A 22,993-nucleotide genomic window follows, 5' to 3' on the forward strand; every position below is an offset into this window, starting at 1 on the left:
TTTTCTCGCTGTCCTTTTACATTTTTCGCCCGTTGCCGTGCGGAGGGGCTGAGGGCGGAGCGGATTGCAGATAAAAAAGGCCGCCATTGATGAACTGAACCGATATTCTCGGCTCGTATTGCCAGCGCATCTCTTCCATGCGACGCCGCTTTTCCTCCTCGGGTGTACTGGCCACCCATTCGGTCTGGTCGATCTTCTCGCGGGGCGTCTCTTGAAAGCTGTTGGCCCGCAAAAAGTCGAGAATTCTTCCGCCTGCCGAGCGATGCTCCTCCAATGACGGACTGACCGCTTGAATCGCAGTCGTTTGGCGTTCGGTTTCCTGTTCCAGGAGAAGGTTCAGGGAGCCATTTGGCTCGGCTGCAGCACTCTCAACATTATCTGCTGCGCTGCTTGCTGAACCTGTTGATTTCCCGGAGTGCCCGTCTTGCAGCTCGTCCCCGCCCTTATCAGCTTCGTTGGCAGCCTCATTCCCATCATCAGCCGTTCGGCGTTGCCTCTCCTCCAGCTCCCGGTAATACGCCTCCAGGATTTGCAGCTCTTCTTCCAGTCGCTGTTTCGCTGCTGCCGCCCATGTCTGGTCTTCCTGAGCCAGAATGCGGCGGATCTCTGCTTCCATCATCGCAAACGCCTGGCTGATCGTAATGCGGCGGTCAAGCGTATAGTGATAATCCGGGATGGAGGGGGCAAGTTGACGCTGCAGCAGGAACGGATAAAAGTCCCGTACGATGTGCGGCTGGTGTAAATTCACCCCGAAATGCAGGATGAGATCACGCTTTTTGTCGCAAATAAATGAGACCTTCCAATTCACCCCAAGCCAGGGGACCAGCGGCACCGATTGGCGGGAAGAGGCTTGAGCGCGGGTTTGCGGCAGCGTTTCGTACATGCAGACAAAGCTGCCGTGTTTGCGCGTCGACTGAAAAATCTGCTGCAGACGAGCTGCGCCCAAATGCAAATGCTCCGCCCGCCTGTCGTCCGGCATGCGGTCTGGATCGAAGCAAAAAGTCAGCACCAGCGGCTGGTAGGGCAGGTTCATCTTTTCGACCCAGCTCCAGTAGAAAGGGCGGTTTCCGATATCCTTGTCTACCTCGACCGGCAGTTTGACAGTCAGAAAATCTGGATGTGTCTCCATGATGTGTGAAGAAAAGGCGGACAAGTACTGCTCCACATACTTGCGGACTCGCTGCTGGTTCATCGTTCTATCCCTCCCGAGACTGCAGGTTGCAAGATGAGCTTACTGTTCGGCTGTTTCCGGCAGCGGCTCCTTGGTTTTCCTGGCCAACCGCATGGCACGGATGGCTTGGCCCATGTTGTCCAGCTTGAGAGCCATCTCTTTCTCCGACGAAGAGTCCATGATGATGCTGATCAGATTTTCCTCCAGGGATTGCTTGAGGTTCAGCCGTTCGACGATGTCATCGAGCTCGCCGATCACCATTTCAAACAGGTCGATTTTTTCATAGAGGAGCTGGAGGATATGCTCTTCGATGGTGCCTACTGTAGACAAATTGTAGATGTGTACGTCCCGCTGCTGGCCCAAGCGATGGACCCGGCCGATCCGCTGCTCGACCCGCATCGGATTCCAGGGCATGTCATAATTGATGACCTGATTGCAGAACTGCAGGTTGATCCCCTCGCCGCCGGCTTCCGTGGCGATCAATACCTGTGCGCGATTTTGAAACAGCTCGGTCATCCAGTCCTTTTTGCTCCGTTTGAATCCTCCGCGAAACGGAACAGAGGTGATGCCGTGATCGTGCAAGTATTTTTGCAAGTAGTTTTGCGTGGCCCGGTACTCGGTAAAGATGATGACCTTGTCGTTGATTTGCTGAATGAGCTCGACTGCCTTGGCAGCTTTGGAATGTGACTCGATTTTCTTGATCATCTCGACGAGCTCCATGATTTCCGCGCGGACAGGGGAGTCTTCTGCTGCCCGTTGATGCATGTTGTAGAGCGTGAGAAAGGCGGCTTCCCGGCTGGAGCAAACCTCGCGCTGCAGCGTGATCAACGCAAGCGAGTTATAGCCGCCCGATCCGGTGTGATACTGTTCTTTGACGAAGCGCGTTACGCCCTGATACAACGCGGCTTCCTCGGGGGAAAGCTCGATCGGAATGGACTGGACGCGTCTGCTGGTGAAATGCACGCCTCCGTCGCTGCGTCTGTTCCGGATCATCACTTTGTCCAGTTCGGTCTTGAGCTGCTCATTGTTTTTTGCCTGCCGCTTGCCTTCCACATAGGTTGTGGAGAAGCTGGACGTGTGTCCGAGATGGCCGGGCTTTAAGAGGTTGATCAGATTGTAGAGCTCATCCATCTCGTTCTGGATCGGAGTAGCGGTCAGCAGCAGGCAGTATTTTTTGCGAATCTCCTTGACGAACTGGTAGTTGCGCGTTTTTTTGTTTTTCAGCTTATGGGCTTCGTCAATGATCAGCATGTCGTAATCGATGTCCAGGACGTGACGGCGGTGGGGATCGCGTTTGGCTGTATCGATCGAGGCAACCACGACGTCGTATTGCCGCCACATATACTCCTTCTTTTGGGCGACAGCGGGTATGCCGAATTTTTGATTCAATTCTTTCGTCCACTGGATTACGAGCGATGCCGGCACGAGGATAAGTATTTTTTTCGCCAGCCCGCGGATCATGTACTCTTTCATGATCAGCCCGGCTTCGATTGTTTTGCCCAGGCCCACCTCGTCAGCGAGAATGGCCCTGCCGCGCATTTCGTTCAAAACGCGCTCCGCCGTCTGCAGCTGATGGGGAAACGGTTGGAGCGTAGGCAGGTATTGCAAGCACTGAAGCTGGTCAAACTCGCGGATAGCCATCGCCTCTTCGGCTTCCAAAGTAAGCTGGAACAGCTCCCATTTGTCCCAGGGGCCGTCCTGCTTCATTCGTTCATTTAGCAAATCCATCCAATCGGTATCGAAGGAAACGGGAACGTTCGGCATATGACTACCTCCGCTTTGGGGTTTTGTCATGAAAATGCTATATCGTAAATCAAAGGTGAACGTTATTCTTTTTGATCAAAAAATTTGTTAGTGATTTTCCGAGTTAATTCGCAATTTGCATATTTTCAAGAATGCGCTCACGTGGTAGGATAAAGAAGGAGTTCATTCAACTAGTATGGAATGTATTTGGAACATTTATGTATCACCCAGTATCCACCGCGAATGAAAGTAGCAGGGAGAGACTGCTTGTAAGGCAGCGCCGAAGGAGCAAGCCGGGTATGGTGAATCTCTCAGGCAAAAGTACCTCTACTGGACGCATCTCTGGAGAGAGCTTCTTCGGGAGCCACCAAAGGGGAAACTTGCAAGCGATGCCAAAGGAACGGCTCGCATCAAGCGAGGCAACTCTCAGGTACCAAGGACAGAGGAGGAGAAATGGGCGCCTTATTTGGCGTATTCATTTCTCTTGTTCTGTCCTTTTTTGCATGAAAAAAACAGGAGGTGCCCGAAATGACGACACTGAAACGCACGCCGCTGTTCCCTGTCTATGAAAAATACGGGGCCAAAACGATTGATTTCGGCGGATGGGATTTGCCCGTGCAATTTTCCAGTATCACGCAGGAGCATGAAGCAGTGCGGACGAAAGCAGGCTTGTTTGACGTCTCTCATATGGGAGAGGTTGAGGTAAAAGGGGAGGGAGCCTATCTCTACCTGCAACGCCTTACAACCAACGATCTTTCCAAGCTGGAAGCAGGGCAAGCGCAATACAGCGTGTTCTGCTATCCGGACGGGGGCACGGTGGACGACCTTCTTGTCTACAAATACGCCGACGATCACTACCTCTTGGTGATTAACGCGGGAAATATCGACAAGGACTACGCATGGATGCAGCAGCATCTGAGCGAGGGTGTACAGATCGAGAATATCTCACCGCAAACAGCACAGCTGGCGATCCAGGGGCCGCTTGCCGAATCGATCCTGCAAAAGCTGACCGACACGAACCTGACGGAAATCGGTGTTTTCCGTTTCAAGCGGAATGTCGTGATCGACGGCATTGCGACTCTCGTTTCGCGCACCGGCTATACCGGAGAAGACGGATTTGAGATCTACCTGGACAGCGACAAAGCGATTCAGCTATGGGACCGCCTCCTCGAGGTCGGCAAGCCGGAAGGGCTGGTACCATGCGGCCTCGGCGCCAGGGACACGCTTCGTTTTGAAGCGAAGCTGCCGCTCTACGGTCAAGAGCTCGGCAAAGACATCTCGCCGATCGAAGCGGGTATCGGCTTTGCAGTAAAGGTAGACAAAGAAGTGCCGTTCATCGGACAGGAAGCCCTCAAGGCGCAAAAGGAAAACGGCGCTCCCCGCAAGCTCGTTGGGATTGAAATGATCGACCGCGGCATCCCGCGTACGCATTACCCTGTTTTTGTCGGGGAAGAGCAGATCGGCGAGGTTACGACGGGCACTCAGTCTCCGACGTTGAAAAAGAATGTGGGACTCGCGCTGATCAAATCCGAGTATGCAGCTGTAGGCACCGAACTGGAAGTAGAAATTCGCGGCAAGCGGCTGAAGGCTGTCGTGGCAGCCACACCGTTCTACAAACGTCCCAAAAAGTAAACCAACCAATCCAAGATCCGATAAACAAGGAGGACAACGTTCGTGAAATACCGTTACCTGCCTCAAACCGATCAGGATAAACGCGAGATGTTGGACACCCTGGGCATTTCCCGGGTGGAAGAGCTGTTCGCGGATATTCCGGAAGAAGTTCGTTTCAAAGGTTCCCTGCAAATTCCCGAGGCTCTGTCCGAACCGGAGCTGGTCAAATATTTTTCCGGTCTTGCTAATAAAAACGCCAACTTCAGTACGCATGCAAACTTCCTGGGAGCGGGTGTGTACCAGCATCATATCCCGAGTGTCGTCAACCACATGCTGCTGCGGGGCGAATTTTTTACCGCATACACCCCGTATCAGCCGGAAATCAGCCAAGGGGAGCTGCAGGCTATTTTTGAGTTTCAGACGATGGTATGCGAAATGACGGGCATGGAAGTGGCCAACTCCTCGATGTACGACGGCGCTACTTCTTTGGCAGAGGCAGCAATGATGGCGGCAGGCCACACGAACAAGAGCAAGGTCGTGGTTTCCCGTTCCGTCCATCCGGAAGCGCGGAGCGTGCTGAAAACATACGCGTACGGCCAAGGCGTAGAGGTCGTGGAAGCAGACCTGAAGGACAATGGAACCGACACGGCAGCACTGGACGCGCTTGTTGACGACCAGACGGCAGCTGTCATCGTTCAATACCCGAACTTTTTCGGTCAAGTAGAAGACCTGTCCTCCATTGAGCCGATTGCACATGGAAAAGGAGCGCTTCTGATCGTTTCCTCCAATCCGCTCTCGCTCGGCGTGTTGGAAGCGCCGGGACGTTTGGGCGCAGACATCGTTGTTGGCGATATGCAGCCATTCGGAATTTTCGCTTCATTCGGTGGACCGCACTGCGGGTATTTGGCCACCACCTCCAAGCTGATGCGCAAAATGCCCGGCCGGATCGTCGGACAGACGAAAGACGAAAACGGCAAGCGCGGATTCGTTTTGACCCTGCAAGCGCGCGAGCAGCACATTCGCCGCGAAAAAGCGACATCCAACATCTGTTCCAACCAGGCTCTCCTGGCTCTCGCGGCCTCTATCGCGATGAGCGCGTACGGAAAGCAGGGCGTACAGGAAATCGCCATGCTCAACCTGCAGAAAGCTCATTACGCCAAGCAAGCATTGGCAGCAAAAGGACTTGAGATCGTAGGCAGCGCACCTACCTTCAATGAATTTGTAGTGAAATTGAATAAACCGGTAGCGGAAGTAAACAAGAAGCTGCTGAAAAAAGGGATTATCGGCGGCTACGACCTTGGAATCGATTATCCCGAGCTTTCCGGCCATATGCTGCTTGCCGTAACGGAACTCCGAACAAAAGCAGAAATCGACGATCTCGCGCAGGAATTGGAGGCGATCACCCGTGCATAACGACAAAGAAAAAGCGTTGATCTTTGAATCGAGCAAGCCTGGTCGCGTAGGGTACAATCTCCCGGCGCTTGATGTGCCGGAGGTAGAGGTAACCGATTTGCTGCCGAAGCACTTGATTCGCGAAACCCCAGCAGAACTGCCGGAAGTATCCGAACTGCAGCTAGTTCGTCACTACACGGAGCTGTCCCGCAGAAATCACGGGATTGACAACGGCTTTTATCCGCTCGGCTCCTGCACCATGAAATACAATCCGAAAATCAATGAAGACGTTGCCCGTTACGCGGGCTTTGCCCAAACCCATCCGTACCAGCCGGAAGAATCTGTGCAAGGCGCGCTGGAACTGATGTATAACCTGCAAAACGAACTGGCGGAGATCACGGGCATGGATGCCGTCACTTTGCAGCCGGCAGCAGGGGCAGCAGGCGAATGGACGGGACTATTGATGATCCGCGCTTACCATGAAAGCCGCGGCGAAAAAGGGCGGACCAAGGTAATCGTACCGAACTCCGCACACGGAACGAATCCGGCTTCCGCTGCTGTAGCGGGCTTGGAGACAGTTACGATTCCGTCCGACGACCGCGGGCTGGTAGACATCGAAGCTTTGCGCCAGGCAGTAGGACCGGACACGGCGGCATTGATGCTGACCAATCCGAACACGCTTGGATTGTTTGAAGAGGACATCGTCGAGATGGCAAAGATTGTACACGAAGCTGGCGGCCTTCTCTACTACGACGGCGCCAACGCCAACGCCATCCTGGGCATCGCTCGTCCCGGCGACATGGGCTTTGACGTCGTTCACCTCAATTTGCACAAGACCTTTACCGGCCCTCATGGCGGCGGCGGTCCCGGTGCCGGCCCTGTCGGTGTGAAAAAGATTCTGGAACCGTTCATGCCAGCTCCAATCGTAGGCAAAAAGGCAGATGGCACTTTCTTCTGGGACAACGACCGTCCGCAATCGATCGGCCGCGTAAAAGGGTACCATGGCAACTTCGGCATTCTCGTTCGCGCGTATGCCTATATTCGCTCCATGGGACCAGAAGGTCTGTTGCAGGTTTCGCAAAATGCGGTGCTGAACGCAAACTACATGATGCGCAAGCTTGCAGAAGCCTACGAGCTTCCCTATGACCGTGTTTGCAAGCATGAGTTTGTCCTGTCCGGCGTTCGCCAGAAGAAGCTGGGCGTGCGGACGCTGGATATTGCAAAACGCTTGCTTGATTTCGGGTTCCATCCGCCGACTGTCTACTTCCCGCTGATCGTAGACGAGTGCCTGATGATCGAACCGACAGAGACTGAATCCAAAGAAACACTCGATGAGTTTATTGACGTAATGCTGCAGATCGCTCGCGAGTGCGAAGAAACACCGGAACTCGTGCAGGAGGCTCCTCATACGACAATCGTGAAGCGTCTGGATGAAGCCACTGCTGCACGCAAGCCGGTACTCCGCTACCAGCCGGAATAAGAACGCAAACGAGGCTGCCGAATGTTTCGGCGGCCTTTTTGCATGCCGCATTGTTGCCGTTTCATCATCGGGAGAAGTACAATGGAGAGGGTGAGAGGAGGACATGCGCAGCATGGAAAAATGGCGATTTATCGTGACCGAGGGGATGTCCCCGGCAATGAATATGGCAGTAGATGAAGCAATCCTGCAGCTTCACAGCGAGGGCAAGGTTCCTCCAACCGTCCGGTTTTACACATGGAACCCGGCAACCTTGTCGATTGGGTATTTTCAAAAAGCGGCAAAGGAAATCAATTTGGAGCTTGTTCAAGAAAAGGGCATCGGTTTTGTGAGGCGTGCTACGGGAGGAAGGGCTGTCCTGCACGACCAGGAGCTGACTTACAGTGTTGTCGTGTCGGAAAGCCACCCCGAGATGCCTTCCAGTGTCACCGAGGCGTACAAGGTGATCAGTCTGGGACTGCTACACGGTTTTCAAAACCTCGGCCTGGATGCGGAAATGGTTTCACTGGCAAGCGAAGAAGAAAAAGAAAAGTACAGCTCGCCGGGATCGTCCGCCTGCTTTGATTCCCCCTCCTGGTACGAATTGGTGGTGGAAGGGAAAAAGGTGGCAGGCAGTGCGCAGACCAGGCAAAAGGGCGTCATCCTTCAGCACGGCTCCATTTTGCTGGATATGGATGTCGAGCTGCTGTTCTCCTTGCTTCACTTCTCCTCAGACAGGCTAAAGGAACGCATGATGGAGAGCTTCCGGAAAAAAGCGGTGACGATCAACGAGGTGAGCAATAGACCGGTATCGCTTCAGGAAGCGATGGAGGCATTTCGCGACGGCTTTGCCACAGGCTTGAAGGTAGAGCTCGTAAAAGGCGAATTGACTCCAGAGGAGAGGGCGCTCGCCGAAGAGCTGGCCGCTTCGCGCTACTCGACCGACGAATGGAACCTCCGCCGATAGTTCAATATGCGAAAGGTAAGTGGATAAACAAAGAAGGCTCTCTAGGAGCGAAACTCCTGTGAGAGCCATTTTTTCGGATTAGACCAATGCGTTTGCGTAAATATGTTCTTCAAACAGCTGTTGCAGCTTTTCCACGACGGGTCCGATCTTTCCGCCGCCTACAGCCTGGCCGTCGACAGAGATAATGGGCATAACCTCGACAGTTGTCCCTGTCGCAAAGACTTCATCCGCCTGCTTCAGGAAGTCGACAGTAAACGGCTCCTCATGAACGATAATGCCGTTTGCTTTCGCGAGGGCGATGACGTCCAGCCGGGTAATGCCGTTCAGAATCAGGTGGTTGGCGGGATGCGTGTACAGCTCGTTGTCTTTTACGACAAACACGTTGGCTGCGCTGCACTCAGTGACGATGCCGCTGCGGTGCAGGATCGACTCCTGGGCGCCGGCGTCTTTGGCGTACTGCTTGACCATGACAGCGCCAAGCAGGTTCAACGTTTTGATGTCGCAGCGGAGCCAGCGAATATCCTCGACCAGCTGAGCGCTCAGTCCCTTTTTCATATCGGCCAGCGGGCGTTCCTTGCGGCGGACAAAGCCCATGATCACAGGGCGAATGCCTTTTGGTATATCGTGTACACGTGGAGACACACCGCGGGTCACCTGCAGGTACAGGGTGGCATCGTCTGCGGATGTAATGTTGTTTTTCGCAAGCAGCTCATGCGCAATCGCCGACAGTTCTTCTGCCGTCCACGGCAGGTCGAGCATGATCTCGCGAGCGCTGCGGAACAGCCTGGTCAAATGACCTTCCCATTGATACATGTTCCCTTTGTAAATGCGAACCACTTCGTAAACACCGTCACCAAAATTGTAGCCGCGGTCTTCCGGGTGAACAGTCAGCTCGTCTGTGCCGACCCATTTGCCATCCACGTAAAGCATGGTGAATCCTCCTTCTTCAGTTACGCAAATATTATGTCTTTTTTCGTTTGAACCTGCCAGTTGCAAACGTACAGCCCCCGCCGCCTTTTCCTGAAATCAGCGTCGAGTGATGTATGAGACAACCTTAACAAATACTGGGTCGAGGGTCAATTTCAAAATGAATGGAGGGGAAACTTGTCACACTTCGGTTGCTTGCTGTCGTCAGATGGCGCCACGTATCTTTATTTGACGGACTATTCTGACTAGACGTTTTCCTGAATTGCCGCCCATAATAAAAAGAGGCCATTTGGAAAGGGGAATGGGATGAGAGCCGAAATGAAATGGTTGATCACTGTCTTCATCGCATGGGGATCGTTGATGTTCTTCCCAGGTCCGGCGGGTGCGGAAGCCGGAGGGCAAGCGGACACGGATCGCCTCCTCGAACACGTGGAAAAACTGTCGACAGCCCCGCGAATTCCAGCAACAGAATCGGAGTTTCGCGCCGTAGTTTACATAGAAGAGTGGCTCCGCATTTTCGGTTATCAGACAAAGCTGCTGCCTTTCTCCTATTACGTTTATACGGAACCCAAACAGATCTCCTTGCAGATCCCCGAGATCCGCGGGAAGACATGGGCCCCCAGAAGCGTTTTGTTCGGGCCGGCAGGAGAGGCGACGGGAGCAGTTCTCGACGTCGGTACAGGGACACAACAGGATTTCGCGAGAGCCGATATCGAGGGCAAGATCGTCTTCGTACGTCCGGGGGGAATGTCAGAGGCGGAAAAAGTGCGTCACGCAGCGGCGGCGGGGGCCAAAGGGATCATTTTGACGCAGGGAGCAAATGCACCAAGGCCATCTCTCGGGGGACCGCTTGATATGCATGTACCCGTACTGGCCGTCTCACCAGCCGAGGGAGAGCAGCTCGGACAGCTGCTGCAAAAAGGGGAGAAACTGACAGCCACCTTGAAGGTGTCGGGCGCTTCGATCATCAAGAAAACGTCCTACAATCTCACTGCGGAGTTGAAACCCAATAACGGGAACACCGGACAGATTGTGCTGGTGGCTGCCCATCACGACGCTTCCTTCGCCGCGCGGGAGGAAAATGATGCTTCAGGAATCGCTGTGCTGCTGGAAACGGCACGCCTGCTGACTGCGCAACAGCGAGATACCGAAGTGCGTTTTGTCAGCCTTGGCGCCGCCTCTGACGGAGGGCGGGGGCTCGACGATTATGTGCGGTCTCTGACGGATGCAGAGAGAACCAAAATAGCGGCATTTTTGTATCTCGGCAATGTGAGGCAGCAAGACGGTGAACTGGCGGTGTACACCTCAAATGGCAAGCGCAATCTGGCAGCAGATCTGCTGGACGCAAAAGGAGCCGGCTTTTCCTCTGCCGCTCCGCAAGAGGTGCTGAGCCGGTTGGGTCGAATCGCTCAAGCTAACATCCCAAATGCGGTGCAGATCGTACGTGTTGCAGCTTCACAGAGCGGGAAAAACGTTCCTGAAAAAAAGAGCGATGGCGAGAAACTGACAGACGCGGTCCGTACCGTGGTCGATGCGATTACAACGATGACAGATCCGGGGTCGGGTCCTTATCCATTGCCAGACTCCCGTTGAAAAAAGCATATGGGAAACAAGCAGCAGCCTTCTGCCCCCTGCAGAAGGTTTTTTTGTCTAAGAATGTCATGATCTGTCGATTAGTAAAGAATGGTAAGAAGCGCTGCAAGGGAGTATAATTTTTACGAATACTTTGACAAAAGAATAAATCGTGCAGAATGGAATGCCTTACAACCTCATCATCTCGACCTACAAGCTATCATTTACGAGATCTAAGTCATGGAGGTATGGATGAAACGAACTGGTATCCAACTCGTTGTCGTGTATGGGTTCGCATCTCTTGCTTGGCTGGCGCTAACTGCTGCATGGCTTGTCCATCATACGGAAGGCATTCAATATTGGGGATTGGCTGTGCTTTGGACAGGTTTTGTTGTAGGCACATATTTTTTCATCAGATCGTGCGTTCGTTCCATCCGTCAATCAGAACAGGACGTCCAGATGAAATCAAAGGATCGGACTGCAGAGGGCGGAGACAAAGAAGGAGTCAGCATGCATTGGGACGACCTGGCCTCAAAGGATTTGCTTGAATCCTTTATGAGGCAAACGCCAGACGCTATCTCCATGCTGGACGTTCACGGAAATGTTTTTCGCGTAAATGAGGCTTCGGAAATGATTTTTGGATACACGGAAGAAGAATTGATCGGAGCACCGATGCCATTTGTCCCGGAATATTTGAAAGAAGAAGTCGATTACTATCACCGGCAGGTGCTCGCTGGAAAGAGAATCATCGGACTTGAGACAGTCCGCTACCACAAGGACGGACGGCTTCTTCACATATCGCTGTCGATGAGTCCGATTTATTCGGATAACGGGCAGGTGATCGGCATTGCAGGGAGCGCCCGAGACATTACCGAGCAAAAGAAAGTAGAGCAGCGTTTGAGGCAAAAGGAAGCGAAGTATCGTCTGATCACGGAAAATATGACGGATATGATTTGCATTTATCAGCCGGACGGTACAGTCGCGTACGCTTCGCCTTCACATGAAGCTGTCCTGGGATACCCGAACGAGAGGTACAAGGAGTTGTACAGACGGTTTGAGCTTGTACATCCTGACGACTTGGAAATGGTCAGGAAAGCCTTTCGAAATATACAGACACAGAACGAGATGATTACCCTTGAATATCGTTTCAAACACAAGCTGGGGCACTGGGTTCATCTGGAGACGAGAACGAAGCCGATTGTCGACGAGTCTGGCCGGCTGTTGGGCGCATTGATGGTAACGCGGGATATATCGGAAAACAAGCGGGCTGAAGAGCTGCTTCGCCAGTCGGACAAGCTTTCGGTCATCGGCAAACTGGCGGCTGGCATCGCTCACGAGATACGCAATCCGTTGACCGCTTTACGAGGCTTTATCCAGTTGATGCAGTCTACTGCGGAGGACAAGCGCTACGGGGAAATCATGCTTGCGGAGATGGACCGGATCAATGGCATCGTCAGCGAGCTTTTGATGCTGGCCAAGCCGCAGGCTGTCAAATATCAGGCGCGAGACATCAGAGACATTATCAGAAACGTGCTCTCTCTGTTGGATAGTCAGGCGATTCTCAACGACATCCAGATTCACACACATTTTGACAAGGAACTTCCCTTGATCTCCTGCGAAGATAATCAGCTAAAGCAGGTATTGATCAACCTCTGCAAAAACGCGATTGAATCGATGCCAGAGGGAGGCGACCTGCATGTGGAAGCGAAATCGCTGTCAGATGGGACGGTCAAGGTACGAATCCGCGATACGGGTTATGGCATCGAGTCTGCACGGATACCAAAGCTGGGGGAACCCTTTTTCACCACGAAGGAGAACGGAACGGGACTTGGCTTGATGGTATCATACAAGATTATCGAGGAGCATGGCGGCAGCATCAAGATACACAGCGAGCCGATGCAAGGTACGATGGTGGAGGTTATCTTGCCGGCCTTATCATCTGTCCCCATTTTTCCATTAAAAGATGAAGCCCTGGATGCAGTCTGATCCAGGGCTTTACGTTTTGCTCATTTTCCAGCATAGCCAAACGACCAGGAAAAGTCCGGAGTAGGTGAGGGCGCTTGCAATCACATATCCGACGCTTGGCCAGGCGACTCCAAGGAAAGCGAAGATGGAAACGGCGATCATCATGACAACGAACAAGGCGGTCAGGCTGATGTCGTAACGCAAGGCTACAGGTGAAGCGAGGGCGTAAACGGTGATTGCCAGCACGATTCCGGAGCAGCCGAGAACTGCAAGGGCATGGATCCATTGTCCGCCTGGCCAGATAGATGCAAGCACGGTCTGGAGCGGCAGCGAAGAGGAGTGGATATCATGCCAGTAGCCGAGCAAGATCCCCTGCATCAGCAATGTGGTGAAGAAAAAGAGAAGACTGCCGAGGACAACGCCGTGTGAAATGAAGTGTGCACGGGATGCCCGTGAAGCCAATGGAAGGCAAATGACCAAGATCGAAATGAAGTGAAGCGAAAAATAATAGAGGGAATGAACCAACCACTGGAGGTTTAATTGATAGCCAAGGGATGGAACATCGATATGCCTCTGCTCGATGTAGGCGGATGCGATCATGAGAAGTCCGATCCCAAGAAAAATAGTTACGCCGCGAATGAATACCGGCCAGCCTTTTCCCAACAGAAACACGGCCACAAGGACAGGGACGAGTGCAAAAGCCCAGGCGGTGTTGCCGTTGTTTAAAAGTAGTGCCATTTCTCCAAGCGAAGTACCTGCCCAGGCCAGCAGGAGCAAATGCAGCAGCACAGACAAGCCAGGTGCTGCCTTTTCGCCGAACCAGTAACAGAGCAAATCATGAAGCGAACGAAAACCGAGATGATGACTGAGAGTCAGGATTCGGTAGCTGAGCCACCCCAAGCCCCCACTGACCAATAAGATTCCCAGTATGCCCCATGAGCCGAAATATGCAAAAAAACGCAGGCCGTCAGCCCCTCCCAAGTATGTCCCGCCAAGTGCAGCAGCTGCAAATAGAACGGCGATTCGCCAGGAACCTCTGTCCATGAGCATCATCCTTTTCCCAACCTTGGTACAAGTGTATGTGGAAAGGGGGCTTGTTCAGAACATCAAGCAATTTAATAAACATAACTATTTACTAAGTGTGATAAATGGGATATACTAACAGTAATCAGCTATAATAGGGTATGAGGTGAAAAATAATGAAAATTCTCGGCATTTCTGGAAGCATGAATCCCGATTCTACCACAAAAAAAGCAGTGGCGATCGTACTTGCCGCAGCACAAAAAGCTGGGGCTGATACGGAGCTGATCCATCTGGCGGAATGGCCGATGCCCATTTATGATGTGAGAGATGATTTCTCCACCTATCCGGAAACTGTCCATCGCTTCGTTCGCAAGGTAACGGAAGCGGACGGGTTGATTATCGCTTCTCCCGAGTATCACGGCACCATCAGTGGAGCGTTAAAGAATGCGCTCGATTTCTTGGAAGGACGTTATCTGCGGGATAAACCGGTCGCTGTCCTGGGTGTAGCCGGGGGCAGCATGGGGGCGACTAACACGGTAAACACGCTGCATTTGATTATGAGAAATTTGCACGCCTGGGCACTGCCGGCAAGTCCTAGTGTTCCGAATGCATACAGCGCTTTTGATGCCGATGGAAAACTGAAAGATCCGCGTCTTCAGGAGCGATTGGAGACCTTGGGCGGTCAACTCGTGCAGACCGTAAATCTAAAGAGTGCGGAAAAACAGCTAAAATAGAGTTTTTCCTTGCAACTCATCCTCAATCCACGGTATGATAAATCTACGTGCTTTTTTTGCCATGCCGAAATACCGTTTGGAAACGAGGGATACATATGCCAACTCCCAGCATGGAAGACTATTTGGAACGTATTTACAGCTTAATCGAGGAAAAAGGATATGCTCGTGTCTCCGATATCGCGGAAGCGTTGGAGGTGCATCCCTCTTCTGTCACGAAAATGGTTCAAAAGCTTGATAAAGACAAGTACCTCGTCTATGAGAAATATCGCGGTCTGATTCTTACGCCAAAGGGTAAGAAAATCGGAAAACGGCTTGTCGATCGCCACAGTCTCCTGGAGGAGTTCATGCGTTTGATCGGCGTAGACGAAGAACATATTTATAAAGATGTGGAAGGAATCGAACACCATCTGAGCTGGGAGTCAATCTCGTGCTTTGAGTATCTGGTCCGCTACTTTCAGGAGGATCCGAAGCGTGTCGAGGATCTTCGCCGGATCCAGCAGGAAGAGGAACAAAAAGAAGAAGAGTTGTCCTAGAAACGCAGGCCTTCGGGCTTGCGTTTTTTCTGTGAAGCGTGCCCAGCAAGCCGTTAATTGCTAGTTGGTGAAAGTCCAACCGAGGCAGGAGCCAAGTCACCTCGTAGCTGACAGGCAACTGGTGGAGAAATCCTAAGGTTGAAGCCCTGTGACAAAGTAACTCGAAAGAGTGCGAGCAAATCAGCAGGCCGTAACATAAAGTGAATCCTGCAGCCTCGTTAAGAAAGACCACCGAGAGGTGGACAAAGGGAAGCCGAGCTTGTTTCATATGGGCGAAGGCCAAGGACGGTGTGGAGAACTTGGAATACAGCACCTATGAATCCCTCGGGGTATGGGGAGCGGTATGTTGAGAAAGTAGTTAACGGAACTGGGGAGACCCTACTCTGCACGCCCCGTCAGGAGCGTAAAACGGAAACCTATAACCGTAAGGGAAGTGGTGGATGGCAGAGAGGGAGTCGGAGGGGTTCATAGTACCGATGAACATAAGGACAACACAACCTTATGGAGGGAAGGAGCCCTGCTTTGTTCACGGGTCGAAGGAGGTAAGAGTGAGTGAATGCAAGTAAACTTGCTAACTACACCGATGTAAAAGCTCGACAACTTTGGACAACCCTATATCTTTGTGCCAAGGCAAACTCAAAACGGCGATTTCATGCCTTGTATGACAAAATCTACCGCCCGGATATTCTAGCGACAGCTTGGAGGAGAGTAAAAGCAAATAAAGGGAGCGGAGGAATCGACGGACAATCCATCGCACAGATTGTGGAGGAGTATGGGGAGAGCCGTTTTCTTAACGAGATCTATCTAGATTTAAAAGAAAAGCGGTATCGTCCACATCCGGTTCGTCGAACTTACATCCCTAAACCGGATGGCAAGAAACGTCCACTCGGCATCCCGACGATCAAGGATCGGGTGGTCCAAATGGCTACTAAGCTAGTCATTGAACCGATCTTTGAAGCTGATTTTCGGGACTGTTCTTATGGCTTTCGGCCAGGAAGAAATGCTCACCAGGCAATTGCACAGATACGCAAAGCAAGCAAGAGGTGTTATTGGGTCGTAGATGTTGACATTAAAGGGTATTTCGACAACATCAACCATGAGAAGTTGATGAAACTGGTCGAAATGAGAATCAGCGACAGACGTGTTCTGAAACTTATCCGACAATGGCTGCAGGCTGGGGTCATGGAAAATGATCAATTCCATGAAACAGAACTGGGAACTCCGCAAGGAGGGGTAATCTCGCCTCTTCTTTCAAACATCTATCTAAACTACATGGACACCATTTGGGAAAATCAATTCTCCCATCTTGGCACACTTATCCGCTATGCGGATGACTTCGTTATCATGTGCAGAACCAAACAAGAAGCATTGGAAAGCATTCAAGTGCTGATGGCTATTCTAAACAAGCTGGAGCTTAGTCTCAGTAAAGAGAAATCTAGACTCGTTAATATTTGGGACAATTCCACTGGGTTTGACTTTCTTGGGCTGCACCATCGCAAATTCCCCGTGTTCAACAAAGGGGGGAGCAAGGTATTTGCTATGTCTCATGTACCAGCTAAGAAAGCAATGAAGGAAATGAGACGTAAAATTAAGGAATACACTGCACCAAGGAACAAACTGTTTCTGTCTCTAGAAGAGCTAGTGAAAGGGCTAAATCGCAAGCTAAGGGGGTTCAAGAACTACTACTTCATCTCGCCCATCGCCAAACGATGGGCAAGACGGATAGACTGGTATGTGATTGAACGCCTTACAATCTTCTGCAACAAGAAAAGAAGCAAGCGGAATAAACATGCCGGAAAGCTGAAGGTCATACAAAACACGCAGGGTAGTTTATTGAAATTAGCCGGATAAAGTAAGCCGAATGCCAAAGAAAGAAGAACATCGGAAAGCCGTATGAGGGAAAACCTCACGTACGGTTTGATGAGGGGGAGCTGAAATGAGCAAGGCGACCATACGGTCGCCCGAAAGTTTCAGTTCTCTACTCTACCGAACAGTCGAAATCCGGTGATGACTTACGGATGTGTTCAAGGTATCGCCAAATAGCGCATGCATAACCAGCTTTCGAATCGCATTCGACAAGCACTTCGTCTATATATTGGTAAAAGGGGGGCAGTGAAGGTCCGAGGAGGAATCAGGATGAAGGCGGATGCAGTGTTTGAAGGAGGCGGAGTAAAGGGCATAGCCTTTATTGGCGCCTTGCAGGTGATGGAAGAGCACGGCTTTGTCTGGGAAAGGTTGGCGGGGACTTCGGCCGGGTCCATCGTGGCGGCATTGCTCAGTGCCGGCTACACAAGCAGGGAATTGCGTCCCATTTTTGAAAAGCTGGACTACTTGTTTTTTCTTGAACGGAGAGGATTGGGACGTCTGCCGATAGTCGGACCCTTATACGAATTGCTATTCCGTGAAGGGATATACCGGACTGACAGGCTGGAGAGATTTATCGATGATTTGCTTCGCCAAAAGGGGATTCGGACCTTTGGAGACTTGCCAAAGGATAAGCTCCGCATCATCGCTTCTGACATTACGGGCGGAAAGATGCTGATATTGCCGGAGGACTTGAGCCATTTCGATATTGTCCCCGAACGATTTTCCATCGCACGCGCTGTTCGCATGTCGTCATCGATCCCCTTCTTTTTTCAGCCGACCCGTTTGACCAAAGACGGTGAAGTCCATTTGATCGTGGATGGAGCGCTTTTGAGCAATTATCCGGTCTGGCTGTTCGATGTGCCGGGGGTTCCCCTCTGGCCGACCATCGGCTTCCGGCTCCATGACAGCAAGGTGGATCGGGAGGCCTACCGGATCAGGGGATTGTTTTCATTCTCCAAGCAGTTGATCGCTACTATGCTGGATGCCCATGACCGGCTTTACGTCGATCGGGCCCAAGCTCTCCGCACCGTGTTCATCAATACATTGGGAGTGCGGACGACGCAGTTCCAGCTCTCAAACGAACTTCGGAATCGACTGTACGAGTCCGGACTGCAATCCGCAACCCGCTTTTTGGAACAGTGGAGCTTTGAACAATACGTAGAGGTATTCCAAAAAGGTACACCCCCGACAGACAAAACAGGCTACCTTGTATAGGCAGCCTGTTTTCTTTATTGCGAAATATGATTATGAGGATCTTGGTCGCCTTGATTTTCCTTCGATTTGCCTTTGTTTCCGTCAATCACCCGGAACGGATGGTTTCGCCTTGCCTGTTGTGCATTCTTTTTCAGGGGAGCTCTCGAAACCGGCGTTTTCGGTTTTGCCTGTTTTTGCTGCTTGGGAGCTCCGGGAAGGAATTTGCCGCTCCTCAAATAGTTTCTGACCACCACGAACAAAAGGACAGACAAACCGATGATGACCAAGGTTTGCAGAGGCTTCTCAATGATCCGATTCAACAGACCGTATACAGCAAACAACAAGATGATCAAGATGATTGGGGGAATCCGGGGAAACATAGCGCCTCACCTCATCGTTATCTAAATGCTTAACCGGCAGAAACCAACCCTGGATTGGTCATCTCATGGTCGCGTTCGCGCATTTTGTTAAATGCGGCAATCGCCACCTCCACCTGGCTGTCATCAGGTTCCCGTGTTGTGATTTTTTGCAGCCACAACCCCGGATAACCGAGAAACCGCAGTACGGGCGTGTCACGCAATTTGTTGGTAAATTGCAGGACCTCATAGGATACACCGAGTACAACGGGCAGGAGCACGATCCGCTGAACCACTCGCTCCCATAAGCTGTCATACGAGAAGAATGAATAGATCACGACACCGATGATCACGGTGAAGATCAAAAAGCTGCTTCCGCAACGGTAGTGCAGGGTGGAAAATTTTTGCACATTCTCTACGGTTAAGTCTACCCCTGATTCATAGGCGTTAATCACCTTATGCTCAGCTCCGTGGTATTGGAACAGCCGTTTAATGAGCGGAGCCTGCGCGATCGCGGTGATATAGCCCAGGAGCAGAATCAGCTTGATTACGCCTTCCAAGATGTTTTGGGCGTATTGATTGGTGATCCACTTCCCGAACAGAAAATCGGCGAGGAACACGGGTACCAGGGTGAATACAAATTTCCCGAATAGAAACGACAAAATACCCACGACGGCCACACCCAAAATCATCTGCAGTCTGGACGGACCAGCCGAAACCTCTTCATCTGATTCCATGCTGTATCGGTCGGAGGCGAAATTCAGGTGCTTTGCTCCGTTGGCGCTTGCTTCAATCAGGCCGACGATTCCCCGCAGGAAAGGAATTTTCTTCAGTGCCTTGACCCACGGGATCTCGTTCCGCGGAGCTTCGAAGTATTCAATCTCTTGGTTTTTTCTGCGTATCGCTGTGACGGTTACCTGCTTACCGCCAAACATGACGCCTTCTATGACGGCTTGACCGCCGTAGCTAGGTACGTTTTGTTGCGCCAATCCTATCACCATCCTTATTACATATTCTAACGGAAACGGAGCGCGGAGGCTACTGGCAGTTCCAATCCCCGTCAAAATGTCAACCGTAAGTGAAAATAATAGGTTCGGCACATACTAGATACGGGGTGATGACGATGGGTTTGACAAAGACAAGAGGGCACCTGCGGGGCAGGTTTACAGAGGAAAGAAGAACTGCCCGTGCCGATGTGCCTGGCAAAGCGAAGACGCTGCCTTTTGCAAAGCTGGTTGAAATTGCTTTTTGGGGAACGGTATTTTGGGGAATCGTCAGGCTGGCTGCACACTTTCTCAATTTTACGCCTTACGGTTTGGGAGCCTATGCCCGTCCCTTTCTCTGGGAGGCAGATGAGGACTCCTGGTCTGCCACTGGCCTGGGAGTGATCCTGCTGTTTTTTGAAAGTGTGATCGCAGTGTTTTTCTACTCTCTGCTGTTCCAAAGGAGCAAAATGTGGTGGAGCGGCTTGCTCTACGGCCTGATGCTGTTAGTAGTGGCAGGTTTCTTCTTTCGCATGGGCAATTGGGACGTGGCGACGCTTGCCACGGAAGCGGCCTGGTTTCTCTCCTTCGGGATGTTCGTGGGCATGACCATCACGCTGGAGAGCCATGACGAGGCTTGAGGCTATTCAAGCTCTTTTCCCTTATGGTAAAATTATTCTCTAGTAAAAATGTTTTTACAAAAAGGGAAGCGGAAGTGTCATAAGGGAGGAATGAACCGTGCTATCCGTCCTGTTGCTCAATGGCCCCAACCTCAACCTGCTGGGGCAAAGGGAGCCCGATGTGTATGGAAGAGAGACACTTCAAGACGTTGTCGCTCGGCTCGAAAAGGTCATGGAAGAGTGGAACGGTCGCCTCGAGCATTGCCAGTCCAATCATGAAGGCGTTCTCATCGATGCCATTCACCGGGCAAAAGGCGTGCATGACGGCATCATCATCAATCCGGGTGCATTTACGCATTACAGCTATGCGATTCGGGATGCGATCTCAGCCGTGGAATTGCCGACGATTGAAGTCCATATTTCCAATGTACACGCGCGCGAATCATTCCGGCACCATTCAGTCATTGCTCCTGTTGTTATCGGTCAAATCGTCGGTCTTGGCATCGACGGTTATGAGTGGGCGCTGAGATCGCTGGCAAACAAAATCGGCAAGAAATGAACGGAACCGGGCAAGTGAGCCGGTCTGTTCGGGAAGCGACAGATCGGTTGAACGGCAGACAAAGAAAGGGAGAGGAAAATGAACAATCGCTTGAGCAAATTGCGCGATGCCTTGGCACAGATCGGGGCTGACGCACTGATTACGGAAGAAACGGTGAACCGTCGTTATCTGAGCGGTTTTACCGGCTCGACGGGATGGGTTATCGTCACCGAAAAAGAAGCGTTTTTGGTAACGGATTTCCGCTATGTCGATCAAGCCCAGGAGGAGTGCCCGCACTTTACCGTGGTCAACAATGAGCGCAAGCCTCTGGAAGCGATCGCGCAAGTCCTGAAAAAGGCCGGCGTCAAACGGCTTGCTTTTGAAAGCAGCCTGTCTTTCGGAACCTATTCCAATTGGAGCAAGAGCTTTGAAGGTGTCGAGCTGGTTCCGACCAGCGGCTTTATGGAAAAGCTGCGGATGTACAAGGAAGAGTCCGAAGTGCAGGTGATCAGACAGGCGGTGAAAATCGCCGAAGATGCCTTTGAGCACATTCTCGGATATATCAGGCCTGGCGTGACGGAAATCGAAGTGGCGCTGGAGCTGGAGTTTTTCATGAGAAGACAGGGGGCGTCTGCTTCCGCGTTTGACATTATCGTCGCTTCAGGCCACCGCGGTGCGCTGCCGCATGGAAGAGCGAGCGAAAAGGTGATTGCAGCCGGTGAAATGGTGACGCTCGATTTTGGCGCGGCCTATCAGGGCTACAACTCCGATATTACCCGGACGGTCTCTGTCGGGGAGCCCCATCCTCGCATGAAAGAAATTTACGAGATTGTCCTCAAGGCTCAGATCGCTGGTGTCGAAGCTTTAAGACCGGGAATTTCGGGTAAAGAAGCCGATGCGGTTACCCGCGATATCATCACGGCTGCCGGCTATGGAGATGCGTACGGACACAGTGCGGGACATGGCCTTGGCATGGACGTTCACGAACTGCCAAACTTGTCGACCGCAAGTCCGTTTATCCTTGAGCCGGGAATGCTGGTCACGATGGAACCAGGCATTTACATCAGCGGCTTGGGCGGCGTTCGGATCGAGGACGACGTATTGATTACGGCGGATGGTCATGATGTCTTGACCCAATCCACGAAAGAGTTGCTCATTTTGCCCGTCTAATTTATACTATTTGTGTTATTTGTTGATTTGGGAGGACTAACATGATCTCTGTTAATGATTTTCGTACCGGCCTGACCATCGAAGTGGATGGCAATATCTACCAAGTGCTCGAATTCCAACACGTGAAACCAGGAAAAGGTGCAGCCTTTGTTCGTTCCAAACTGCGCAACCTGCGTAACGGCAACGTGGCAGAGATGACGTTCCGCGGCGGTGAAAAAGTAAGTCCTGCCCGCATCGAAACCTCTACCATGCAATATCTGTATGCCAGCGGCGATGAGCATACCTTTATGAACACAGAAACGTATGAGCAGCTCACCTTTACAAGCAAGCAGATCGAGCGCGAGCTTAACTTCCTGAAAGAAAACATGAACGTGCAAATCATGCAGTACAACGGCGAAACCCTCGGGGTGCAATTGCCGAATACAGTTGAACTGACTGTTACTGAATGTGAGCCGGGCGTAAAAGGAGATACTGCCTCCAACGTTACGAAAAAAGCAACCCTGGAAACGGGTTTTGTGGTAAACGTGCCGCTTTTCGTAGAACAAGGAGACAAGTTGATCATCGATACGCGTACCGAAGCATACGTATCTCGCGCATAAAGACGAGAGAACGAATAGCGAGCGACGGAAACGAGCCGTACCTGCCATGGGTACGGCTCTTTTCGTTTCTCTTGGGAACCTTGCGTCAAGACGAAGCGTCCGCCGCTCAGCGTCCGCCAAACCACTCCCACAGCTTCAAGACAAAGGCGGTAATGCCGGCGGCCATTAGCGGGCCGACGGGAATTCCGCGCAAAAAGACAATTCCAATGATCGACCCAATGACCAAACCAACGATGATGGACGGCTCAGTTCGAAGCAAATCGAGTCCCTTTCCGTTCATCCAGGTGGCGATTGCCCCTCCGGCGAGTGCCATCATTCCGATCACCGTCGTGAAGAGCGGAGTAATGTCACGCCACGATATTTTTTCGCTGGCGAACGGAACAAGTACGGAGATCGTCAAAAACAAAAGACCCAGCTCAAGCCCCCGCCGCTCAACTACAGGAAACAGGCGTTCGAGTGCGGTCAGCTTCAAAACAAGCAGAATGCTCGCTGCAGTCGCAATAATTGGCGATCGCCCGATCAAGCCTATGACGATCAAGATGACAAGCATGATTTCCCCTGATACCATCGGCA

Annotated in this window: 21 protein-coding genes and 1 riboswitch; of the genes, 14 read left to right on the top strand and 7 right to left on the bottom strand. The window is 51.9% G+C overall.

Annotation, left to right across the window (positions count from 1 at the left end; genetic code table 11):
- Window positions 1-16: 16 nt before the first annotated feature.
- Complete coding sequence (locus NST96_RS11570; RefSeq protein WP_003387303.1) at window positions 17-1,192, bottom strand: YqhG family protein; 1,176 nt, start codon at window positions 1,190-1,192, stop codon at window positions 17-19.
- 39 nt (window positions 1,193-1,231) lie between these two features.
- Window positions 1,232-2,935 carry an SNF2-related protein gene (locus tag NST96_RS11575; RefSeq protein WP_003387302.1) on the bottom strand — a complete coding sequence of 568 codons (1,704 nt, stop codon included), beginning with the start codon at window positions 2,933-2,935 and terminating at the stop codon, window positions 1,232-1,234.
- A 222-nt stretch (window positions 2,936-3,157) separates the two neighbouring features.
- Window positions 3,158-3,251, top strand: a riboswitch (glycine riboswitch).
- A gap of 191 nt (window positions 3,252-3,442) precedes the next feature.
- Between NST96_RS11575 and gcvT the strand changes: the two genes are divergently transcribed.
- The 4 genes from gcvT (at window position 3,443) to NST96_RS11595 (ending at window position 8,340) form a co-directional block, all read left to right on the top strand.
- Window positions 3,443-4,546: a glycine cleavage system aminomethyltransferase GcvT gene (gene gcvT, locus NST96_RS11580; RefSeq protein WP_039071165.1), complete on the top strand. Its 1,104-nt coding sequence runs from the start codon at window positions 3,443-3,445 to the stop codon at window positions 4,544-4,546.
- 42 nt (window positions 4,547-4,588) lie between these two features.
- Complete coding sequence (gene gcvPA / locus NST96_RS11585; RefSeq protein ID WP_003387300.1) at window positions 4,589-5,938, top strand: aminomethyl-transferring glycine dehydrogenase subunit GcvPA; 1,350 nt, start codon at window positions 4,589-4,591, stop codon at window positions 5,936-5,938.
- Window positions 5,931-7,397: an aminomethyl-transferring glycine dehydrogenase subunit GcvPB gene (gene gcvPB, locus NST96_RS11590; RefSeq protein WP_342406392.1), complete on the top strand. Its 1,467-nt coding sequence runs from the start codon at window positions 5,931-5,933 to the stop codon at window positions 7,395-7,397. The genes gcvPA and gcvPB overlap by 8 nt, the downstream gene beginning before the upstream one ends.
- A gap of 112 nt (window positions 7,398-7,509) precedes the next feature.
- Window positions 7,510-8,340, top strand: coding sequence for a biotin/lipoate A/B protein ligase family protein (locus NST96_RS11595; protein WP_003387298.1), 831 nt, complete (start codon window positions 7,510-7,512; stop codon window positions 8,338-8,340).
- A 78-nt stretch (window positions 8,341-8,418) separates the two neighbouring features.
- Here the strand turns inward: NST96_RS11595 and dat are convergent, their stop codons facing one another.
- Window positions 8,419-9,270: a D-amino-acid transaminase gene (dat, locus tag NST96_RS11600; protein ID WP_003387297.1), complete on the bottom strand. Its 852-nt coding sequence runs from the start codon at window positions 9,268-9,270 to the stop codon at window positions 8,419-8,421.
- Window positions 9,271-9,585: 315 nt separating this feature from the next.
- On the opposite strand from dat, the gene NST96_RS11605 reads away from it, so the two are divergent.
- The gene (locus NST96_RS11605; RefSeq protein ID WP_197029801.1) at window positions 9,586-10,860 is read left to right on the top strand and encodes a PA domain-containing protein; all 1,275 of its coding nucleotides are present in this window, start codon (window positions 9,586-9,588) and stop codon (window positions 10,858-10,860) included.
- Between the two features lie 231 nt (window positions 10,861-11,091).
- Window positions 11,092-12,825 carry a PAS domain-containing sensor histidine kinase gene (locus NST96_RS11610; protein WP_024984892.1) on the top strand — a complete coding sequence of 578 codons (1,734 nt, stop codon included), beginning with the start codon at window positions 11,092-11,094 and terminating at the stop codon, window positions 12,823-12,825.
- 9 nt (window positions 12,826-12,834) lie between these two features.
- Here the strand turns inward: NST96_RS11610 and NST96_RS11615 are convergent, their stop codons facing one another.
- Window positions 12,835-13,848: a hypothetical protein gene (locus NST96_RS11615; RefSeq protein WP_024984893.1), complete on the bottom strand. Its 1,014-nt coding sequence runs from the start codon at window positions 13,846-13,848 to the stop codon at window positions 12,835-12,837.
- Window positions 13,849-14,003: 155 nt separating this feature from the next.
- Here NST96_RS11615 and NST96_RS11620 point away from each other — a divergent pair, with 155 nt between their 5' ends.
- The 4 genes from NST96_RS11620 (at window position 14,004) to NST96_RS11635 (ending at window position 18,175) form a co-directional block, all read left to right on the top strand.
- The gene (locus NST96_RS11620; RefSeq protein ID WP_003387293.1) at window positions 14,004-14,561 is read left to right on the top strand and encodes an NADPH-dependent FMN reductase; all 558 of its coding nucleotides are present in this window, start codon (window positions 14,004-14,006) and stop codon (window positions 14,559-14,561) included.
- A gap of 95 nt (window positions 14,562-14,656) precedes the next feature.
- Window positions 14,657-15,094, top strand: a complete 438-nt coding sequence (gene mntR, locus NST96_RS11625) for a transcriptional regulator MntR (RefSeq protein WP_003387291.1) — start codon at window positions 14,657-14,659, stop codon at window positions 15,092-15,094.
- Window positions 15,095-15,646: 552 nt separating this feature from the next.
- The gene (ltrA, locus tag NST96_RS11630; RefSeq protein WP_024985477.1) at window positions 15,647-16,945 is read left to right on the top strand and encodes a group II intron reverse transcriptase/maturase; all 1,299 of its coding nucleotides are present in this window, start codon (window positions 15,647-15,649) and stop codon (window positions 16,943-16,945) included.
- A gap of 285 nt (window positions 16,946-17,230) precedes the next feature.
- A complete protein-coding gene (locus NST96_RS11635) occupies window positions 17,231-18,175 on the top strand; it encodes a patatin-like phospholipase family protein (RefSeq protein ID WP_342406398.1) in 945 nt (314 codons plus the stop codon).
- A gap of 14 nt (window positions 18,176-18,189) precedes the next feature.
- Here NST96_RS11635 and NST96_RS11640 read toward each other — a convergent pair whose 3' ends face one another.
- Together NST96_RS11640 and NST96_RS11645 are read right to left on the bottom strand one after the other, a co-directional pair.
- Window positions 18,190-18,534 carry a hypothetical protein gene (locus NST96_RS11640; RefSeq protein ID WP_003387289.1) on the bottom strand — a complete coding sequence of 115 codons (345 nt, stop codon included), beginning with the start codon at window positions 18,532-18,534 and terminating at the stop codon, window positions 18,190-18,192.
- A 29-nt stretch (window positions 18,535-18,563) separates the two neighbouring features.
- Entirely contained in the window at window positions 18,564-19,499 is a 936-nt protein-coding gene (locus NST96_RS11645; RefSeq protein ID WP_024984895.1) for a DUF1385 domain-containing protein, read from the bottom strand.
- A 134-nt stretch (window positions 19,500-19,633) separates the two neighbouring features.
- Here NST96_RS11645 and NST96_RS11650 point away from each other — a divergent pair, with 134 nt between their 5' ends.
- The 4 genes from NST96_RS11650 to efp all read left to right on the top strand — a co-directional run bounded on the left by NST96_RS11650 (window position 19,634) and on the right by efp (window position 22,420).
- Window positions 19,634-20,134: a YqhR family membrane protein gene (locus NST96_RS11650; RefSeq protein WP_003387287.1), complete on the top strand. Its 501-nt coding sequence runs from the start codon at window positions 19,634-19,636 to the stop codon at window positions 20,132-20,134.
- A gap of 97 nt (window positions 20,135-20,231) precedes the next feature.
- Window positions 20,232-20,672: a type II 3-dehydroquinate dehydratase gene (gene aroQ, locus NST96_RS11655; RefSeq protein WP_003387286.1), complete on the top strand. Its 441-nt coding sequence runs from the start codon at window positions 20,232-20,234 to the stop codon at window positions 20,670-20,672.
- A gap of 78 nt (window positions 20,673-20,750) precedes the next feature.
- Window positions 20,751-21,821, top strand: coding sequence for a Xaa-Pro peptidase family protein (locus tag NST96_RS11660; RefSeq protein WP_024984897.1), 1,071 nt, complete (start codon window positions 20,751-20,753; stop codon window positions 21,819-21,821).
- 41 nt (window positions 21,822-21,862) lie between these two features.
- Entirely contained in the window at window positions 21,863-22,420 is a 558-nt protein-coding gene (gene efp / locus NST96_RS11665; protein WP_003387284.1) for an elongation factor P, read from the top strand.
- 106 nt (window positions 22,421-22,526) lie between these two features.
- Here efp and NST96_RS11670 read toward each other — a convergent pair whose 3' ends face one another.
- Window positions 22,527-22,988: a DUF441 domain-containing protein gene (locus tag NST96_RS11670; RefSeq protein ID WP_003387283.1), complete on the bottom strand. Its 462-nt coding sequence runs from the start codon at window positions 22,986-22,988 to the stop codon at window positions 22,527-22,529.
- Window positions 22,989-22,993: the final 5 nt, after the last annotated feature.

This window comes from Brevibacillus sp. FSL K6-2834 (assembly GCF_038592925.1).
In the GTDB taxonomy this organism is placed as follows: Bacteria; Bacillota; Bacilli; order Brevibacillales; family Brevibacillaceae; genus Brevibacillus; species Brevibacillus borstelensis.

Bases quoted from the DNA above. Each gene is read 5' to 3' on its own strand.
- NST96_RS11575 (WP_003387302.1), bottom strand. From the start codon at position 2,935: ATGCCGAACGTTCCCGTTTCCTTCGATACCGATTGGATGGATTTGCTA.
- NST96_RS11610 (WP_024984892.1), top strand. From the start codon at position 11,092: ATGAAACGAACTGGTATCCAACTCGTTGTCGTGTATGGGTTCGCATCT.
- NST96_RS11660 (WP_024984897.1), top strand. From the start codon at position 20,751: ATGAACAATCGCTTGAGCAAATTGCGCGATGCCTTGGCACAGATCGGG.
- NST96_RS11605 (WP_197029801.1), top strand. From the start codon at position 9,586: ATGAAATGGTTGATCACTGTCTTCATCGCATGGGGATCGTTGATGTTC.
- gcvT (WP_039071165.1), top strand. From the start codon at position 3,443: ATGACGACACTGAAACGCACGCCGCTGTTCCCTGTCTATGAAAAATAC.
- NST96_RS11640 (WP_003387289.1), bottom strand. From the start codon at position 18,534: ATGTTTCCCCGGATTCCCCCAATCATCTTGATCATCTTGTTGTTTGCT.
- NST96_RS11620 (WP_003387293.1), top strand. From the start codon at position 14,004: ATGAAAATTCTCGGCATTTCTGGAAGCATGAATCCCGATTCTACCACA.
- NST96_RS11635 (WP_342406398.1), top strand. From the start codon at position 17,231: ATGAAGGCGGATGCAGTGTTTGAAGGAGGCGGAGTAAAGGGCATAGCC.
- NST96_RS11650 (WP_003387287.1), top strand. From the start codon at position 19,634: ATGGGTTTGACAAAGACAAGAGGGCACCTGCGGGGCAGGTTTACAGAG.
- NST96_RS11570 (WP_003387303.1), bottom strand. From the start codon at position 1,192: ATGAACCAGCAGCGAGTCCGCAAGTATGTGGAGCAGTACTTGTCCGCC.
- NST96_RS11670 (WP_003387283.1), bottom strand. From the start codon at position 22,988: ATGGTATCAGGGGAAATCATGCTTGTCATCTTGATCGTCATAGGCTTG.
- efp (WP_003387284.1), top strand. From the start codon at position 21,863: ATGATCTCTGTTAATGATTTTCGTACCGGCCTGACCATCGAAGTGGAT.
- dat (WP_003387297.1), bottom strand. From the start codon at position 9,270: ATGCTTTACGTGGATGGCAAATGGGTCGGCACAGACGAGCTGACTGTT.
- NST96_RS11615 (WP_024984893.1), bottom strand. From the start codon at position 13,848: ATGGACAGAGGTTCCTGGCGAATCGCCGTTCTATTTGCAGCTGCTGCA.
- NST96_RS11595 (WP_003387298.1), top strand. From the start codon at position 7,510: ATGGAAAAATGGCGATTTATCGTGACCGAGGGGATGTCCCCGGCAATG.
- mntR (WP_003387291.1), top strand. From the start codon at position 14,657: ATGCCAACTCCCAGCATGGAAGACTATTTGGAACGTATTTACAGCTTA.